Origin of the sequence: Anianabacter salinae (assembly GCF_019061145.1) — a bacterium.
Classification (GTDB): Bacteria; Pseudomonadota; Alphaproteobacteria; order Rhodobacterales; family Rhodobacteraceae; genus Anianibacter; species Anianibacter salinarum.
Window position 1 is genome coordinate 222,407 of sequence record NZ_JAHQZS010000002.1, and the last position, 15,484, is coordinate 237,890.

Here is a 15,484-nt window from a genome sequence, read left to right on the forward strand (position 1 = left end):
GATGAAGGACGAAGACATCCGCGCGGCATCGGCCGTGCTGAAGGACGGCCTGTTCGCGGGCAAGGGCGCCGTGGTCAGCGGCGCGGGCACCGGCATCGGCCGCGCCATCGTGCTGCGTCTTGTCGCGCTTGGCATGTCCGTCACCGGCCTTGGCCGCCGCGAAGAGCCACTTGCCGAAACCGCCGAGGCTGCCAGGGGGCTTGCAGGCAGCTTTCGCCATGTCTCGTGCAACGTGCGCGAGACCGAGGCGCTCGAAAAGGCGATCGCGGACGCGGGCGAGGCACATGGCATCGACCTTTTGGTGAACAACGCGGGCGGGCAGTTCTTTGCCCCCGCGACGGAAATCAGCCGCCGTGGCTGGGACGCGGTGATCGACCTGAACCTGTCGGCGGTGTTCACCGCGACCAAGGCCGCCTATCCCTACCTCAAGGCATCGCGCGGGGCGGTGGTGAACATGTCCCTTTCGGGGGTCGAACGTGGCTCGATGGGGCTTGCGCATTCGATCGCGGCCCGGGCGGGCGTACTTGGCATGACCCGTTCGCTTGCGCTGGAATGGGCGGCGGACGGCATCCGCCTCAACTGCCTCGGGCCGGGAACGGTGGTGACCTCGGGCCTGTCGGACGAGGCGGCGCGCGCGCTGCTTGACGGTTTGCTGGACGCGACCCCGATGCACGCGGAAACCAGCGTCGAGGAAGTCGCCGAACTGACCGCCTTTCTCGCCAGTCCGGCGGGGCGCCTGATGACCGGCCAGCTGATCCAGCTCGACGGCGGCGCACATATCGGCGCGGGGCTGCACATGATCGAGGCCGCGTGATGGCACCGCCACTTGACGGGATCACGGTTCTGGATCTCAGCCGGGTGCTGGCGGGGCCGACCTGCACGCAAACGCTGGCCGATCTGGGGGGCGAGGTCTGGAAGATCGAACCGCCGGACCGGGGCGATGACACGCGCGGCTGGATGCCGCCCGATATCGGCGGCGACTCCACCTATTTCCTGTGCTGCAATCGCTCGAAGAAGTCCGTCGCGCTGGATCTCAAGACCGAGGAAGGGCGCGCGCGCATCGCCGAGCCTGCCGCCCGCGCCGACGTGCTGGTCGAGAATTTCCGGCTGGGCGCGCTGGCGAAATACGGGCTGGACCCGGACACGCTGCTGCGCGTGAACCCGCGTCTCGTTTATTGCTCGATTTCGGGCTACGGGCGCACCGGGCCGCGCGCGGGCGAGGGCGGTTACGACTTCACGATCCAGGCGGAAAGCGGGCTGATGTCGATCACCGGCACGCCGGACGGCGAGCCGATGAAGCTGGGCGTGGCGATCACCGATCTGGCGACGGGAATGAATGCGGTGCAGGCGATCCTTGCCGCGCTGTTCGCGCGCGAGAGGACCGGGCGCGGGCAGCATCTTGACCTTGCCCTGTTCGACAGCGCCGTCGCGCTTCTGGCGAACGTGGCAAGCGGCTATCTGCAGACCGGGCAAGAGCCGTCGCGCCATGGCAATGCCCATGCGACGGTGGTGCCCTATCAGTTGTTCGACACGGCGGACGGCACGGTTGCGCTGGCTTGCGGGAACGACAGCCAGTTCCAGGCCCTCTGCGCCGCGATGGATCGCCCCGATCTTGCCGCCGATCCGCGCTACCTCAGGAACCGGGACCGCGTCGATAACCGGGAAACGCTGATCCCGAGTCTCTCGGACGCCTTCCGCACGCGCGGCACCGACGACTGGATCACGCTGTTGAAGGCTGCCGCCGTTCCGGTCGGGAAGGTGAGGTCGGTGGGCGATACCCTGAACTCCGATGACGTTCAGGGGCGCGGCCTGGTGGTCGAGGTGCCGGACGCCGTGCATGGCCGTCTGCGGCTCGTGCGCTCGCCCTTGCGGTTCTCGGACACGCCGCTGCGTGATCCGGTCGCGCCGCCGCGGCTTGGGCAGGACACGGAAGAGGTTCTGGGCCCGCAGACCTGACGCGCCGCCCGGCGCCTAGTGCAAATGGCGCGCCACGTCGCTGCCGGACCGCGCGTGCCGGTCATCCGCGTGCAGCGTCATGCGGCGCAGCGCGAGCCCGACGGTTTCCGCAAGCCCGACGAGGCAGGGCGCGATGTCGGCGCGGACCAGCAGCATCGCCATCATCAGCGCATCCTCGCGCGCGCCGTCCGCAGCCGCGCCGATGAAATTGGCAAAGCAGGCCTCGTCTGATCCAAGGCATTTGCACCCGGATTGGTGGCGCATCATCGGGCGGCGCCCATAGCGCGCGCACAGGATGCACAGGTCCTGAAAGGCGCACATCGCGGTTTCTCCGTGGCGCGCGCCGAGTTGTCCCACGATCTCGCGCAGGATGTCCTCTTGCGCGTCCGGCCCGTCGTTCCAGCGGCGCAGGCAGGCCACCGCCCAAGCCTCGACGGGCGCAAGGTCAGCGACAAGGCCAACGGGTGCGCCGCCCCGGATCGGTGTCTGATCGGTCATTCTGGACGGTCCTTCTTGCAGGGGAGGCTGATCCTTCCGTGGATTGTTGAGTGAAACAGTAAGGCATGTCAATCCTGAGTATTTTTGTCGGCAAAAGCCCGCAGAGGTTTCCCATGCGCCGGTCTTGCCGCCCGTGCGTGGCCGTTCTACCGTCCGGGCGCCCGATCCTGCGGGCGTGCGCGCGTGGTGAATGATGCCTTTCAAGACCCTGAAAATCGGACATTCCCTGCCTTCGGGGCGGCAACGATGACCTCTGCGCTGGACGTCATCGCGGCGAACCTTGATCCGCTCGGGGGATTGCGGATTATTGATGTCGGCTGCGGTTCTGGCACCCTGCAGCGCGCGCTGACCGAGGCGGGGGCACTTTGGCGCGGCCTCGATCCGGCTGGTGCGGGGGCCGGCATCGACATTGGCGTGGCCGAGGCGATGCCCTACGCGGATGCCAGCTTTGACGCTGCCGTCTGCGTGAACGCCCTTCACCATGTGCCCATGCCCGCGATGGACGCCGCCCTGCGCGAGATCGCGCGCGTGCTTGTCCCCGGCGGCCGCCTTGTGGTGATCGAACCGGACGCGACAGGCGATCTGAGCCGTGTGCTTGCCATCGTCGATGACGAGACCGAAATCCGCACCGCCGCGCAGGCGGCTCTTGACCGGGCCGCTGCGTCGGGCGTGTTGCACCAGACCCGCGCCTACCGCTACGACCGGCGCGACAGCTATGACGGCTTTGCCGCGTTTCGCGACCGCATCCTGGCTGCCGACCCGGCGCGCGCGCCTGCCGTTGAGCGGCACGAGGCGGCGCTGCGGGCGGCTTTCGACGCCCATGCCACGCTTCGCGATGGTCGCCCCGGCCTGTCGCAGCCGATGTCCGTCCGCCTGATGACGGTGCCCGATCCAAAGGACGCAAGATGATCCAGACCACCCAGGGCGCCGCCCATGACGACATCCGGGACGCCGTGCGCGCGCTCTGCGCCGAGTTCCCGCCCGAGTATCACCGCAAGATCGACGAAGACCGCGCCTATCCCGAGGCCTTCGTCGATGCGCTGACCAAGGGCGGCTGGATGGCCGCGCTGATCCCCGAAGAATACGGCGGTTCCGGCCTCGGGCTGACCGAAGCCTCTGTCATCATGGAGGAAATCAACCGCGCGGGCGGCAATTCAGGCGCCTGTCACGGCCAGATGTATAACATGAACACGCTGGTGCGGCATGGATCGGAAGAGCAGCGCCAGCGCTACCTGCCCAAGATCGCCAGCGGCGAATTGCGCCTGCAATCCATGGGCGTGACCGAACCCACGACCGGCACCGACACCACCAAGATCAAGACCACCGCGGTGCGTAAGGGCGACCGCTATGTCATCAACGGCCAGAAGGTCTGGATCAGCCGGGTGCAGCATTCCGACCTGATGATCCTTCTGGCGCGCACCACGCCGCTAGCGGATGTGAAGAAGAAATCCGAAGGGCTGTCGATCTTCCTTGTCGACGTGAAGGACGCGATGGCCAAGGGCATGGACGTCAAGCCGATCCGCAACATGGTGAACCATGAGACGAACGAGCTGTTCTTCGACAATCTCGAAATCCCCGCCGAGAACCTGATCGGCGAGGAGGGGCAGGGGTTCAAATACATCCTCACCGGTCTGAACGCCGAACGCGCGCTGATCGCGGCGGAATGTATCGGCGACGGTTATTGGTTCATCGACAAGGTCACCGCCTATGCGGGCGAGCGTCAGGTGTTCGGCCGCCCCATCGGCCAGAACCAGGGCGTGCAGTTCCCCATCGCCGAGGCCTTCATCGAGGTCGAGGCGGCGAACCTGATGCGCTACGAAGCGTGCCGCCTGTTCGATGAGGGCCAGCCCTGCGGCGCGCAGGCGAACATGGCCAAGTATCTGGCGGCCAAGGCAAGCTGGGAGGCGGCGAATGCCTGCATCCAGTTCCACGGCGGGTTCGGCTTTGCGTCGGAATACGACGTCGAACGCAAGTTCCGCGAGACGCGGCTCTATCAGGTCGCCCCGATCTCGACCAACCTGATCCTCTCCTATGTGGCCGAGCACATGCTCGGCCTGCCGAGGTCGTTCTGAATGCTGCCGCTGGAGGGCCTTGTCGTCGTCGCAGTGGAGCAGGCGGTCGCCGCGCCTTTCGCCACCTCGCGGCTGGCAGACGCGGGCGCGACGGTATGGAAGGTGGAACGCCCCGAGGGTGATTTCGCGCGCGGCTACGACGACGTGGCGGCGGGGCAATCGAGCTATTTCGTCTGGCTCAATCGCGGCAAGCGGTCGGTGGTCATCGACATGGCCTCTGACGCGGGCAAGGCACGGCTGGCCGACCTGATCGCGGGCGCGGATGTGCTGGTGCAGAACCTCAAGCCCGGCGCGATGGCCAAGCTTGGCTTCGCGCTGGATCGTCTGCACGCCGAGAACCCGGCGCTGATCTCCTGTTCCATCTCGGGCTACGACGAGACCGGCCCGATGGCGACGCGCAAGGCCTATGACCTGCTGATCCAGGCCGACAGTGGCCTGTGTTCCATTACCGGCGGCCCGTCCGAGCCTGCCCGCGTCGGCACCTCGGTCGTCGATATCGCCACCGGTGCCACCGCCCACGCCGCGATCCTTGAAGGCCTGATCCGGCGCGGCATCACCGGGCAGGGCGCGCGCCTGTCGGTGTCGATGTTCGACGTGATGGCCGACTGGCTGACCGTGCCGCTCTTGAACCACGAGGGCGGCAGGACCCCGCGCCGCGTCGGCCTCGCCCATCCCTCGATCGCGCCTTACGGTGTATTCCAGCCGCGCGAGGGACCGCCGATCCTGATCTCTGTCCAGTCCGACCGCGAATGGCGCATCCTTGCGCGAGATTTCATCGGGGATGCCGCGCTGGCCGACGATCCGCGCTTTGCCACCAACGTGGCGCGGGTGAAGAACCGAACATCGACAGACGCCGCCGTGCAGGCCGGTTTCGCCGCGCGCACGTCGGACGAGGCCGAGACGCTGCTGCTGGCCGCCGATATCGCCTTTGCCAAGGTCAACGACATGGCAGGCCTCGCCGCCCACCCGCACCTGCGGCGGATCACCGTCGACACCCCCGGCGGCCCGGTCAGCTTTCCCGCGCCGGGTGTGCAAGAGACCGGCGCCGCGCGGTCCTATGGCCCGGTTCCGGGGATCGGCGAGGGGGAGGAATAGCGCGTCACTCCGCGCGCGCCTGCGGCGCAGCAACGCGGCGACGCCCTGCGCGGCTTTGCGCAACGCTCGCAGACAGTTCTTGCCTTGCGGGTGCGGGTGCACTAGCGATCAACCATCCGAGGATGATGCTTTTTCTGGACGGAACGGAATTCACCATGACGAAGTCGCACGTATCGCCGTCCGAGAATGACGCAGGCGAGGCGAAGAAACCTTGGTCGGCCCCTGCGCTGCAGCGGGTCGATATCGCGCAGACGACCATGGGAGTCCGTGATCCAAAGGGGCCTGTAGAGGACGCAGTATACTTCCCGTCCTGATGGTGGGGGCAAGGATTGGTATCTCGTTCCTGAACTGAGGGATGATCCTAGACTGGTCACCGGCTACGGGCATCGCCTCCGCGGTTGGCGACGGACGGCAGCGTCATGGACCTGTCCGCACCTCAGCGGATCAACCTAATCAACTGCCATGCATGGATACCGAGTCACGTCTTTCCCGCATTCGGTCGGAAACGTGCAGCGATTGCCTATGTAGGCGGTGTCAAGAAGCACCGCCTCCCCCCCTGACCGGCCGCTCCGACGAGAGCGCCGCGCAACGTGACCATCCCGCCGACTGCCAGCGTTCTGGCGCCAAGTCGGGGCGCGTGAGGCGGGACGTCGCGATCAACACCGCCGGCATCACCGCAGCTGATACGGATACTGGCCCCGCCACCGGATCACGACGTCGATCGATGCCGAACTTCGCTGATCAGGCGCTTGTCCCCTGTCCATCGCGTTCCATGACCCCTGCGAAACCGTCCCGGACGCCGCCGCCAGCCTGACGTGGCGCGGGGACAGGGTGGCAGGAGCGTGTCCGTGTGCGTAAAGTGTGCAACGCGGGCCCGGCATGAGAACCGTCGATCCCAAGGAGAACCCAGGATGCCCCAGAGCGCAGCCACCGATGCAGCAAGGCTATCGACAGCCCCGATGATGGATGGTGGGGATTTAAGCTGTATTTCAAAGGGTTGAGTGGAGTCGTGTGCAATGTATGTTCATGTTTCGATCGCGCAATGTCGTGCGGCGTCGTGTTCTCTTCGGTTCGTCATGCTCGAAACGGCGGAACTCAATTCTCAAATCTCATCTTCCGAAATGTCAGCGAAATGCGTCGCGTTCGTCGGGACTTCTGGCCTTCGACAAGATCCGTCTTTCTGGCCGGGATGGCATGGGTCCACTCATGGCGGGCCTCACCTGCCATGACCAAGAGGCTGTTGGGCTGAAGCAGAAGCTCCATGTGCCGGGAAGACCTCTGCGCGGCAAACCGCATCATGCATGCCGAGAGCAAGCTCAGTGAGGCTATCGCTTCCCCGAAGCAGGGTTGGCAGTCGATATGGGCAGAAATGCCCTGTCCGGGCCGATATTCGTTGACGATGACCTGATCCGGAAAGGCTTGAAAATGGCCTTCAGAGGTCAACCGTTCCGCCAGGTGCTGAAAAATGTCAGGCAGTGGTCCAAGATAGTCTTCCCGCCGGGCTTGCCGCGCCTTGTAGTCGTAGCGACAGCCGTAATGCTGCACCCGCCGCTTCAGATCGGTGCGCCAGGGGGCTGCGTTAATCTTTCGGACGAGCCTTTCGGCCTCATCCTCCTGAATGTAATTTTCCAGATAGGTCAGCCCGTCCGGCCATTCATCCTGACGAAATGAGAGTTGGGCCGACCGCAAACTAAAGGTCACCTGTGCCAACTACGATCCACCGCGTCCGACAGGTTTGATTGACATATTCAGGTCGCCTTTGTAGCTCCATCATGACGATATGAGAATCCACGCCCCTAACACCCTTGTTTCCCAAAGGCGTGCCCGCTTCGGAAATCAGTTCTTCGTAGAGTGCAGCGTTTTCGACCTTTAGAACCAAACCAGTGTCTTCTCGCCACGCGAACCAGAAATCATTGTCCGGATCGGCTTCTAGCGCGAGCCCGTAAACTGTTGTTTCTGTGGCGTAGAACGGCCATGCGTCGCCCGGTAGCAATGACTTTCCGTTGTCAAACTTGGGCACGATATCTGGCCTGAAATATGGTCTGCTCAGATCAATCAGAGCTTGTTTACCGATGTTCAAGCCATTGGGAAGCTGCACGCAGTGCGTCGGAACCCCGCAGAAGAACCCTAGTGCAAGAACTGCAGAGAGCGTTCCGATTGCCAAAAGGGGGCGGAAGCTATCCATAGGCGCTTCGCGCAGGATCCAAGTAGATTTGCCCGCTCAGCGTCCCTGACCAGTCGTCAGTTATCGAATACGGCTCACCGGTTTGAACCCCAAGCCGTTGGGGGCCACGCGGTGGAAGGCCGGTACGGCCCCTGAGATGATTATCGAGGGGTCTGTGGATGTTCTCAAAGATTGTCTCGCCAGGATCAATGATCTCAACCCCTATGTCGGCAGGGTCAGCAAATTCGTCTCTCAAGTAGAAATCAAACGAGCCTTCCACGCTCAGGACACCGTGCTTTTCTTCTACATTACCTGACAATTCACCGCCGATCACCGTATCGCCGATGCTGAAAACAACACTTGTCCTGTTGTACGGCCTACCAAATGGATAGATGAAGCCACCCGTGCGTTTACGGCGTGCTTCGGTTGCAATTTGATCTTTCAGCCGTTTTTCCACCCGAGCCATGTACTCACTAACGATTGCCGACAGATGGCCAGTCTCGCGTATGGTGACGCTTCTACCGGTTCCACGGTAGTAGTGGTTCACAAAATCCCTGCTACTCCAAGCGGCACCGCCGCCCGAAACACCCTGCAGGGAGATTTCTATGAATTCGGAGGTCTGTGGGAGGTATGGTTCCGCCGTGCAGCGGCATCCATAATCTTCCCCAGGGTGGCCACCTTCTGGCGGATCGTCCCATAAGAAAACCTGACCTTCGCGCTCAGCATGAGACGAGCGCACTTTGCCATCGCGACGTGTCCGCCAGACGTAATCCGTGGTTGGCCGGGTGTTCTTCGTCTCAAACCGGATCGGTGTTCCCTTGCGCAGATATTGCACAAAGGCTTCCCGATACTCTTGCGGGTCGATCAGAGTCATTTCACGCACCGGGCTGCTTGTTCAAAACACCTTTGTACCGACGAGCGCTTTAGAAGAAGTTAATCATAAGTTCGGTGACCTCGCTCGTCGATGTAGTGCGTCCTGAGAGGCTCCGAAGGGCCCTCAGAGATCCTCTGGAGCGGCAAGGAAATCTGATGACATGGATTGGAGAAGTCTGAAACCGGTGCGCTTGCATTCTTCGCGCCGGATCTCGTCAAGCGACTTGCCGGAAAGTTCGCCGCGCCGCGCCTGCTCGATCCTCGGCTCCAGGAAGTTGGCCAGCGCCATGAAGGCCTGGTCCTCGCTCATGCCGTCGAGGGCAGGGGTGTCGCCAAGCGCTCGACCCAGAACATAGTCCTCGATGCTCTGCCCCTTGAGAGCAGCGATGGCCTTGAGCTTCTGGTGGTCTTCCGTCGAGATATCGATCGAGAGTCTGGAAACGGGGAGAGGATAGTCGATCATGTCCCACATTACAACATTTGTTGAAGCTGAAGGGTTCAGCAATGCCCCTTGTTTCGAGGCACCACTACTCAAACGCCGCCGTCTTCCTGTCTTTGCACGGGGTGGGGTGGCAGGACAGACGCCGTGTGCGTATTGTGTGCACAATGGGTCCGTTCCGGTCGAGGGCGCACCCGAGGAGATCGCTGAATGCCCCAGAACGCAGCCACCCGGGCCGCGCGGTTGTCCATTGCCCCGATGATGGACTGGACCGACCGCCATTGCCGGTACTTCCACCGGCTGATGTCGCGGCGCACGCTGCTGTATACCGAGATGGTGACGGCGCCCGCCTTGGTGAGAGGCGGCGCGCGGCATCTGTTGCGCTTTGACGCGGCAGAGCATCCCGTCGCGGTGCAGCTTGGCGGATCGGACTCGGCAGAGCTCGCACAAGCGGCAAGGATGGCGGCGGACGAGGGCTATGACGAGGTCAACCTGAACGTCGGCTGCCCGTCTGACAGGGTGCAGTCGGGGGCCTTCGGTGCGGTGCTGATGAAATCCCCCGGTCTCGTGGCCGACTGCGTGGCAGCGATGATCGCGGCGCAGCCTGTGCCGGTGACAGTGAAATGCCGCATCGGCGTCGATGACCAGGTCGCTGAAGACGTCCTGCCGGACTTCCTGTCTGCGGTGCAGGCAGCCGGGGTGCGGCGGATCACGATCCATGCCCGCAAGGCGTGGCTGCAGGGGCTCAGCCCGAGGGAGAACCGCGACATCCCGCCGCTCGACTATCCGCTGGTCCACGCGATGAAGCGGGAATTTCCGGGCCTGCACCTGTCGATCAACGGCGGCATCGCCTCGCTTGGTGCGGCGGAGGACCAGCTTGCGGCTGGCATGGACGGCGTGATGATCGGGCGCGTGGCCTACCAGCAGCCCGCAGACATCCTTCTGAACGCGGACCGGCGCATCTTTGGCGAGGCCTCAACTCCGCTCACCCGCGCCGAGGTGGCCGAAGCGATGAAGCCCTACATCTCGGCGCATCTGGCCGAGGGCGGCAGGCTGCACGACGTCACCCGGCATATGCTGGGCCTGTTCGCGGGCCTGCCGGGTGCGCGGGGCTGGCGGCGCGTCCTGTCCGAAGGGGCACACAGGTCGGGCGCCGGGCTCGGGTTGCTCGATGACGCCCTGGCGCAACTTCTGCCCGAGGCTGCGGCGGCAGAGTGACGGAACGCGCGCAGGGGCCCGCATGGGGCGTGCACAGACCCTGCGCGCAATAGCGATTGTGATCCGCCCGCCGCTGCGGTCTATCTGGCGCAAGTTCGCGTTGCCGCAGGAGGGCGCACCATGCCAGAGATGTCACTGATCCTGCCGATGCTGGCGCTCTTGCTGGTCATCGGCGCGCTGGCCGGCGTTCTAGCGGGGCTTCTGGGCGTGGGCGGCGGCATCGTGCTGGTGCCCGCGTTCTTCTACGCCTTCGCCGGGCTCGGCTATGACAGCCCCTACCTTATGCAGATCTGCCTCGCCACGTCGCTGGCCACGATCGTCGTGACGTCGCTGCGCTCTGTCCTTGCGCACAACAAGAAGGGCGCGGTCGACTGGACGATCCTTCGCGGCTGGGCGATCGGCATCGCCATCGGCGCGCTTCTGGGTGTCGGTGTCGCCGCCGCGCTGCGCACCCAGACGCTGCAACTCATCTTCGGCTGCCTTGCGCTGGTGATCGCCTTCTACCTCGCCTTCGGACGGCAAAGCTGGTCGCTCGGTCCGCAGATGCCATCGGGCCCGCGGCGCTGGGTGCTGTCCCCGGCGGTGGGGTTCCTGTCGGTGCTGATGGGGATCGGCGGCGGCAGCTTCGGGGTGCCGCTGATGAGCCTCTATTCGGTGCCGATCCACCGGGCCGTGGCCACGGCGGCGGGCTTCGGCATCCTGATCGCGGTGCCCTCGGTGGCGGGGTTCCTGCTGCTGGACCTGCCCGGCGACGTGACGCCGCCCTACACCATCGGCGCGGTGAACCTGCCCGCCTTTGCCGTCATCATCGCCATGACCCTGATCACGACGCCCCTTGGCGTGCGGCTGGCGCACGCGATGGACCCGAAACCGCTCAAGCGGGTCTTCGCCTTCTTCCTCGCAATGGTCGCCCTGAACATGCTGCGCCGCTCGCTCGGGTTCTAGCGCGCCGCCCTGCTCATCTTTGGTCTTCAAATACCTCCAGGGGGGTCTGGGGGGACAGCGTCCCCCCAGCCTCGCCCCCAGCGCCGAGCTATCCGTCGCGCCCGGTCCGACCCGCCCGTCCGCCGCGGCGTTTGCGCAGGCGCGGGGCACGGTCCGGCAAGGCCTCCAGCACCGCCCGGCGCTCGTCGCCGGTCATCCGCGACCAGGCCGCGATCTCGTCCAGCGTGCGCAGACAACCGACGCACAGCCGCTCTTCGGGGTGCACGACGCAGATGCGCACGCAGGGGCTTTGAACCTCGTCCCGGGTCCAGGTGTCGTCGCTCATCGCTCTGCCCTCAGATGCCGGATGCGGTCCAGCGCGCCTTGCAGGATCACCCCGGCTGCGACGTGGTCGATCACCTCGGCGCGGCGCCTGCGCGAGGTGTCGGCCTCTAGCAGCGCGCGTTCGGCGGCGACGGTCGACAGCCGCTCGTCCCAGAAGGTGATCGGCACCTCGGTCAGCCGCGAGAGGTTGCGCGCGAAGGCGCGCGTCGATTGGCAGCGCGGCCCCTCGCTGCCGTCCATGTTGCGCGGCAGGCCAAGGATCAGCCCGCCCAGCGCCCGCTCGGCGACGATCTTCAACAGCGCCTCGGCATCGACGCCAAACTTGCTGCGCCGCACGGTCAGAAGCGGCGTCGCCACCGAAAGGGTGCCGTCCGACACCGCGACGCCGATGGTCTTGTCGCCAAGATCGAGCCCCGCGATGGCGCGGCGCGGGGGCAGGGCGGCCAGGAAGGCGCCGATCTCGTCAAGGATCACTCTGCCACTCCTGCATCTTGCGCGGCGCTGCGGATCGCGGCCAGCGCGTCCGGCGCGTCGGCAAAGACGCTCTGGGCCTCGGCCCAGATCGCGGCGGCGCGGTCCGTGTCGCCCAGAACCCCCAGCGCCCCGATCAGGCGCGCCCAGTCCTCGGGCGGCCCGCCCTCCGAGCCAAGCCGCTGTGCCAACCCGTCGACCATGCCGCGGATCATCGCCTGGCGGTCTTCGGCGCTCATCTCGCCGGCCGCTTCCATCTGTTCCCGGGTCGGACCGGGCGCAGCACTTGCCGGCGGGGTCGCGATGTCGGCCAGCGTGAAGTCGACCCCGGCGCGGGCCGCCACATCCTCGATCTGGTCGCGAACGGGGCGGGTCCAGGGGTCGCCTTCGGCGCTGTCGGCCAGCAATGAACGCCAGATGCGGAACGCCAGGTCGGGCCGTCCCGTCTGCGCGTACATCAGGCCGTAGTAGTAGCGCGCGGTGCCGTTCGCCCCGTCCCGCGCCAGCGCGCCCTGCAAGGCCGCCTCGGCCTCGGGCGAGACATAGCCGCCCGCCGCGAGGATCAGAAGGTCGGCGTAATTGGCATAGTCGCGCGCCTCGGCGGCGTCTCCCTTGACCGACAGGATGCGCTCTGCCGCGTCGGCCGCGGCGCGGAAATTGCCCAGCCGCGCCTCGTTGCGCGCCAGAAGCTGCAAGCCCTGCACGTCATCGGGCCGCTCGGCGACGACGCCGCGCAGGCGCTCCATCAGCGCCATGAAGTCAGGCTCTGCAGCGGGAAGGTCGGGCAGTTGCGAGCGTGCCTCTACCTCGGCCTCTGCCTCGGCCTGGCCGGGGCGGTCGGCGCGCATCTGCTCTGCCGTCGCGATACGCTGTGCCAGCGGCAGGTCGGCGTATCCGGGCGATCCGATCCGGGCATAGGTCACAAGACCGCCGCCGACGATGACCAGCGCGCAGACCCCGGCCACGATCCAGGACGCGGCCTTTGGGGCGCGGCCTTCGGGCGGGGCTTCGGAGGCGGCCTTGTCGGCGGCCAGAAGGCGGCGCGAGACCTCGGTGCGCAGCCGATCTGCCTCGGCGTCGCTGACGACACCGCGCGCAAGGTCGCGGTCCACCTCGGCAAGCTGGTCGCGGTAGACGGCGACATCGAAGGCTTCGGCTGGGGCGGCCTCGCCCGAGCGGCGCAGGACCGACGCCAGAACGGCGCCTGCAACGGCAAGCGACAACACGGTGGCGACGATCCAGAACAGCATGCGGGTATCCCTTTGGTTCCGTCCCCATGTATCCGCACGCGCGCCGCCGCAAAACCCCCAAGGCGGGACAGGATGCCTCAGGCACGGCGAGGCGTGATGTCGCTATTCTGTTCAAACCTGCCGTTTGCCGTCAGCACCGCCCTTGCCCGTAAGATAGGGAAGGGGCACTCCGGCTGGAACGGGGCCGGGAAAGGGAATCGGGCCATGAAACGCTATTCCGCATTCGCCATCGCCCGCGAGGCGCTGCGCAACCACACCGGATGGGACCGCGCCTGGGCGTCGCCCGAGCCGAAGAAGCGCTACGATGTCATCATCGTGGGCGCGGGCGGGCACGGTCTGGCCACGGCCTATTATCTTGGAAAGAACTTCGGCATCACCAATGTCGCGGTGCTGGAAAAGGGCTGGCTTGGCGGCGGAAACACCGGGCGCAACACGACGATCATCCGCTCGAATTACCTGCAGGACCCGTCGGCGGCGATCTATGAAAAATCACGCTCGCTGTACGAGACGCTCAGCCAGGACCTGAACTACAACATCATGTTCAGCCCGCGCGGCGTCATCATGCTGGCCCAGACCGAGCACGAGGTGCGCGGCTACAAGCGCACGGCGCACGCCAACGCACTGCAAGGGGTCAAGACCGAATACATCACGCCCAAGCGCGTCAAGGAACTGGTGCCGATCATCGCGCTGGACGGGCCGCGCTACCCCGTCCTCGGTGGGCTGTGGCAAGCGCGCGGCGGCACCGCGCGGCACGATGCGGTCGCCTGGGGCTATGCGCGGGCGTGCTCGGCAATGGGCATGGACATCATTCAGCGCTGCGAAGTCACCGGCGTGACCCGCGACGGCGGCAAGGTCACGGGCGTGACCACCACGCGCGGCGACATCGGTTGCGACAAGCTGGGTATCGTCGTGGCGGGGCACTCGGGACATCTGGCCGACATGGCGGGTTTCCGTCTGCCGATCGAATCCGTCGCGCTTCAGGCGCTGGTGTCCGAGCCGATCAAGCCCTGCATGGACGTCGTCGTGATGGCGAACACCGTGCACGGCTACATGAGCCAGTCCGACAAGGGCGAGATGGTCATCGGCGGCGGCGCGGACGGCTACAACAACTACACCCAGCGCGGCAGCTTTCATCACATCGAGGAAACCGTGCGCGCGCTGATCGAGACGTTCCCGATGATTTCACGCCTCAAGATGCTGCGGCAGTGGGGCGGGATCGTCGACATGACCGGCGACCGCTCGCCGATCCTGTCGAAGACGCCGGTGGACGGCGTGTTCATCAACTGCGGCTGGGGCACCGGCGGCTTCAAGGCGATCCCCGGCTCGGGCTGGGCGATGGCCGAACTGATGGCAAAGGGCACGTCGCCGCTGGCCGATGCCTTTTCGCTCGGTCGCTTCCGCGAGGGCCGGTTCATCGACGAAAGCGTCGCGGCGGGGGTGGCGCATTGATGGCGAACTTGAACCCCGTCAGAACAAGTATAGGTCCGGTGGGCAATCACGGAGATGCCCCATGCGCCTGCCCAGACTGCCGACCCGCGAAGCCCTCCTGCGCCGCGCGCCCAAGGCCGCCGGTTTCGCCTTTGGTGTCGCGGTTTGTCTCGTGGGTGCAATGCTGGTCACGGTCATTTACCAGGGGCACGGCTATTTCGTCTCGCCGACGCCCGCTGACGTGGTCTATCCGAACCTCTAGCGCATTTGCGCTGTGTGCGGTGCTGGCGGGTCCAGTTCTTGCCCAGGATCTGGGCGAGACGTTCCGCACCCGCTTCGGCCCGTTCACGGTGGTCGGCACCTTCTCGAAGCAGACCTGTCAGGCGCAGCAGACCGCGCGCTCGGCCCAAGGCCAAGCGGTGGGATTCACCGTCTACTGGCGCCCCGGCCGGTCGCTGCACCTTATCACCCAGCATCCCGGCTACCGCGCCGTGCAAGGCAACCAGCCGATCCGCTTCGTGTTTCCGGACGGGCGGGCGATGGATTTCGACATGACCCGCAACGGGTCGGTTCTGGGCACGCAGATCGGGTTCGGATCGAAGGCGCAGCAGTTCTACCGCCTGCTGGAGGCCAACCAGAGCCTGCGCATCGACATGCCGGCGGTGAACGATTCCGTGCAGATCGACCTGGCAATGCGTCCCGAACTGATCCGCGCGATGTTCTTCTGCCGCGACGAATTCCTGAACTGAGG

Annotated in this window: 19 protein-coding genes; 11 read left to right on the forward strand and 8 right to left on the reverse strand. The window is 65.6% G+C overall.

Annotated features, from left to right (window positions below; genetic code table 11):
* Position 1: 1 nt before the first annotated feature.
* Together KTJ87_RS05635 and KTJ87_RS05640 are read left to right on the forward strand one after the other, a co-directional pair.
* Positions 2-814 (forward strand): SDR family oxidoreductase, encoded by an 813-nt coding sequence (locus tag KTJ87_RS05635; protein ID WP_267138123.1) that lies wholly within the window; start codon positions 2-4, stop codon positions 812-814.
* Positions 814-1,956, forward strand: a complete 1,143-nt coding sequence (locus KTJ87_RS05640) for a CaiB/BaiF CoA transferase family protein (protein ID WP_267138124.1) — start codon at positions 814-816, stop codon at positions 1,954-1,956. Before KTJ87_RS05635 ends, KTJ87_RS05640 begins: the two co-directional genes overlap by 1 nt.
* A gap of 15 nt (positions 1,957-1,971) precedes the next feature.
* On the opposite strand, the gene KTJ87_RS05645 is transcribed toward KTJ87_RS05640, so the two are convergent.
* Positions 1,972-2,454 (reverse strand): hypothetical protein, encoded by a 483-nt coding sequence (locus tag KTJ87_RS05645; RefSeq protein WP_267138125.1) that lies wholly within the window; start codon positions 2,452-2,454, stop codon positions 1,972-1,974.
* 246 nt (positions 2,455-2,700) lie between these two features.
* On the opposite strand from KTJ87_RS05645, the gene KTJ87_RS05650 reads away from it, so the two are divergent.
* From KTJ87_RS05650 to KTJ87_RS05665, 4 genes are all read left to right on the forward strand, one after another.
* A complete protein-coding gene (locus tag KTJ87_RS05650) occupies positions 2,701-3,363 on the forward strand; it encodes a class I SAM-dependent methyltransferase (protein WP_267138126.1) in 663 nt (220 codons plus the stop codon).
* Entirely contained in the window at positions 3,360-4,526 is a 1,167-nt protein-coding gene (locus KTJ87_RS05655; RefSeq protein ID WP_267138127.1) for an acyl-CoA dehydrogenase family protein, read from the forward strand. The genes KTJ87_RS05650 and KTJ87_RS05655 overlap by 4 nt, the downstream gene beginning before the upstream one ends.
* A complete protein-coding gene (locus KTJ87_RS05660) occupies positions 4,527-5,621 on the forward strand; it encodes a CaiB/BaiF CoA transferase family protein (RefSeq protein ID WP_267138128.1) in 1,095 nt (364 codons plus the stop codon). It begins immediately after the preceding gene.
* A 155-nt stretch (positions 5,622-5,776) separates the two neighbouring features.
* On the forward strand, positions 5,777-5,935 hold the full coding sequence (locus KTJ87_RS05665; protein WP_267138129.1) for a hypothetical protein: 159 nt from the start codon (positions 5,777-5,779) through the stop codon (positions 5,933-5,935).
* A 781-nt stretch (positions 5,936-6,716) separates the two neighbouring features.
* Here KTJ87_RS05665 and KTJ87_RS05670 read toward each other — a convergent pair.
* The 4 genes from KTJ87_RS05670 to KTJ87_RS05685 form a co-directional block, all read right to left on the reverse strand.
* The gene (locus KTJ87_RS05670) at positions 6,717-7,322 is read right to left on the reverse strand and encodes an alpha-ketoglutarate-dependent dioxygenase AlkB (RefSeq protein WP_267138743.1); all 606 of its coding nucleotides are present in this window, start codon (positions 7,320-7,322) and stop codon (positions 6,717-6,719) included.
* Positions 7,312-7,806: a hypothetical protein gene (locus KTJ87_RS05675; protein WP_267138130.1), complete on the reverse strand. Its 495-nt coding sequence runs from the start codon at positions 7,804-7,806 to the stop codon at positions 7,312-7,314. The genes KTJ87_RS05670 and KTJ87_RS05675 overlap by 11 nt, the downstream gene beginning before the upstream one ends.
* Positions 7,799-8,659 carry a minor capsid protein gene (locus tag KTJ87_RS05680; protein WP_267138131.1) on the reverse strand — a complete coding sequence of 287 codons (861 nt, stop codon included), beginning with the start codon at positions 8,657-8,659 and terminating at the stop codon, positions 7,799-7,801. Before KTJ87_RS05680 ends, KTJ87_RS05675 begins: the two co-directional genes overlap by 8 nt.
* 123 nt (positions 8,660-8,782) lie before the next feature.
* Positions 8,783-9,121 carry a hypothetical protein gene (locus KTJ87_RS05685; RefSeq protein WP_267138132.1) on the reverse strand — a complete coding sequence of 113 codons (339 nt, stop codon included), beginning with the start codon at positions 9,119-9,121 and terminating at the stop codon, positions 8,783-8,785.
* 186 nt (positions 9,122-9,307) lie between these two features.
* On the opposite strand from KTJ87_RS05685, the gene dusA reads away from it, so the two are divergent.
* Both dusA and KTJ87_RS05695 read left to right on the forward strand, forming a co-directional pair.
* A complete protein-coding gene (gene dusA / locus KTJ87_RS05690; protein WP_267138133.1) occupies positions 9,308-10,315 on the forward strand; it encodes a tRNA dihydrouridine(20/20a) synthase DusA in 1,008 nt (335 codons plus the stop codon).
* Positions 10,316-10,435: 120 nt separating this feature from the next.
* Complete coding sequence (locus tag KTJ87_RS05695) at positions 10,436-11,260, forward strand: sulfite exporter TauE/SafE family protein (RefSeq protein WP_267138134.1); 825 nt, start codon at positions 10,436-10,438, stop codon at positions 11,258-11,260.
* Positions 11,261-11,348: 88 nt separating this feature from the next.
* Here the strand turns inward: KTJ87_RS05695 and KTJ87_RS05700 are convergent, their stop codons facing one another.
* From KTJ87_RS05700 to ccmI, 3 genes are read right to left on the reverse strand one after another with little or no spacing between them, the layout of a single operon-like run.
* Positions 11,349-11,585 carry a DUF1289 domain-containing protein gene (locus KTJ87_RS05700; RefSeq protein ID WP_267138135.1) on the reverse strand — a complete coding sequence of 79 codons (237 nt, stop codon included), beginning with the start codon at positions 11,583-11,585 and terminating at the stop codon, positions 11,349-11,351.
* A complete protein-coding gene (gene ruvX / locus KTJ87_RS05705) occupies positions 11,582-12,058 on the reverse strand; it encodes a Holliday junction resolvase RuvX (protein WP_267138136.1) in 477 nt (158 codons plus the stop codon). The genes KTJ87_RS05700 and ruvX overlap by 4 nt, the downstream gene beginning before the upstream one ends.
* Positions 12,055-13,305 (reverse strand): c-type cytochrome biogenesis protein CcmI, encoded by a 1,251-nt coding sequence (gene ccmI / locus KTJ87_RS05710; protein WP_267138137.1) that lies wholly within the window; start codon positions 13,303-13,305, stop codon positions 12,055-12,057. Before ccmI ends, ruvX begins: the two co-directional genes overlap by 4 nt.
* A gap of 204 nt (positions 13,306-13,509) precedes the next feature.
* Here ccmI and KTJ87_RS05715 point away from each other — a divergent pair, with 204 nt between their 5' ends.
* From KTJ87_RS05715 to KTJ87_RS05725, 3 genes are all read left to right on the forward strand, one after another.
* Positions 13,510-14,754 (forward strand): sarcosine oxidase subunit beta family protein, encoded by a 1,245-nt coding sequence (locus KTJ87_RS05715; protein ID WP_267138138.1) that lies wholly within the window; start codon positions 13,510-13,512, stop codon positions 14,752-14,754.
* A gap of 61 nt (positions 14,755-14,815) precedes the next feature.
* Positions 14,816-14,995 (forward strand): hypothetical protein, encoded by a 180-nt coding sequence (locus KTJ87_RS05720; protein ID WP_267138139.1) that lies wholly within the window; start codon positions 14,816-14,818, stop codon positions 14,993-14,995.
* A 19-nt stretch (positions 14,996-15,014) separates the two neighbouring features.
* Positions 15,015-15,482 (forward strand): hypothetical protein, encoded by a 468-nt coding sequence (locus KTJ87_RS05725; protein WP_267138140.1) that lies wholly within the window; start codon positions 15,015-15,017, stop codon positions 15,480-15,482.
* Positions 15,483-15,484: the final 2 nt, after the last annotated feature.

Coding starts and splice junctions, on each gene's coding strand:
- KTJ87_RS05635 (WP_267138123.1), top strand. CDS start 2: ATGAAGGACGAAGACATCCGCGCGGCATCGGCCGTGCTGAAGGACGGC.
- KTJ87_RS05640 (WP_267138124.1), top strand. CDS start 814: ATGGCACCGCCACTTGACGGGATCACGGTTCTGGATCTCAGCCGGGTG.
- KTJ87_RS05645 (WP_267138125.1), bottom strand. CDS start 2,454: ATGACCGATCAGACACCGATCCGGGGCGGCGCACCCGTTGGCCTTGTC.
- KTJ87_RS05650 (WP_267138126.1), top strand. CDS start 2,701: ATGACCTCTGCGCTGGACGTCATCGCGGCGAACCTTGATCCGCTCGGG.
- KTJ87_RS05655 (WP_267138127.1), top strand. CDS start 3,360: ATGATCCAGACCACCCAGGGCGCCGCCCATGACGACATCCGGGACGCC.
- KTJ87_RS05660 (WP_267138128.1), top strand. CDS start 4,527: ATGCTGCCGCTGGAGGGCCTTGTCGTCGTCGCAGTGGAGCAGGCGGTC.
- KTJ87_RS05665 (WP_267138129.1), top strand. CDS start 5,777: ATGACGAAGTCGCACGTATCGCCGTCCGAGAATGACGCAGGCGAGGCG.
- KTJ87_RS05675 (WP_267138130.1), bottom strand. CDS start 7,806: ATGGATAGCTTCCGCCCCCTTTTGGCAATCGGAACGCTCTCTGCAGTT.
- KTJ87_RS05680 (WP_267138131.1), bottom strand. CDS start 8,659: ATGACTCTGATCGACCCGCAAGAGTATCGGGAAGCCTTTGTGCAATAT.
- KTJ87_RS05685 (WP_267138132.1), bottom strand. CDS start 9,121: ATGATCGACTATCCTCTCCCCGTTTCCAGACTCTCGATCGATATCTCG.
- dusA (WP_267138133.1), top strand. CDS start 9,308: ATGCCCCAGAACGCAGCCACCCGGGCCGCGCGGTTGTCCATTGCCCCG.
- KTJ87_RS05695 (WP_267138134.1), top strand. CDS start 10,436: ATGCCAGAGATGTCACTGATCCTGCCGATGCTGGCGCTCTTGCTGGTC.
- KTJ87_RS05700 (WP_267138135.1), bottom strand. CDS start 11,585: ATGAGCGACGACACCTGGACCCGGGACGAGGTTCAAAGCCCCTGCGTG.
- ccmI (WP_267138137.1), bottom strand. CDS start 13,305: ATGCTGTTCTGGATCGTCGCCACCGTGTTGTCGCTTGCCGTTGCAGGC.
- KTJ87_RS05715 (WP_267138138.1), top strand. CDS start 13,510: ATGAAACGCTATTCCGCATTCGCCATCGCCCGCGAGGCGCTGCGCAAC.
- KTJ87_RS05720 (WP_267138139.1), top strand. CDS start 14,816: ATGCGCCTGCCCAGACTGCCGACCCGCGAAGCCCTCCTGCGCCGCGCG.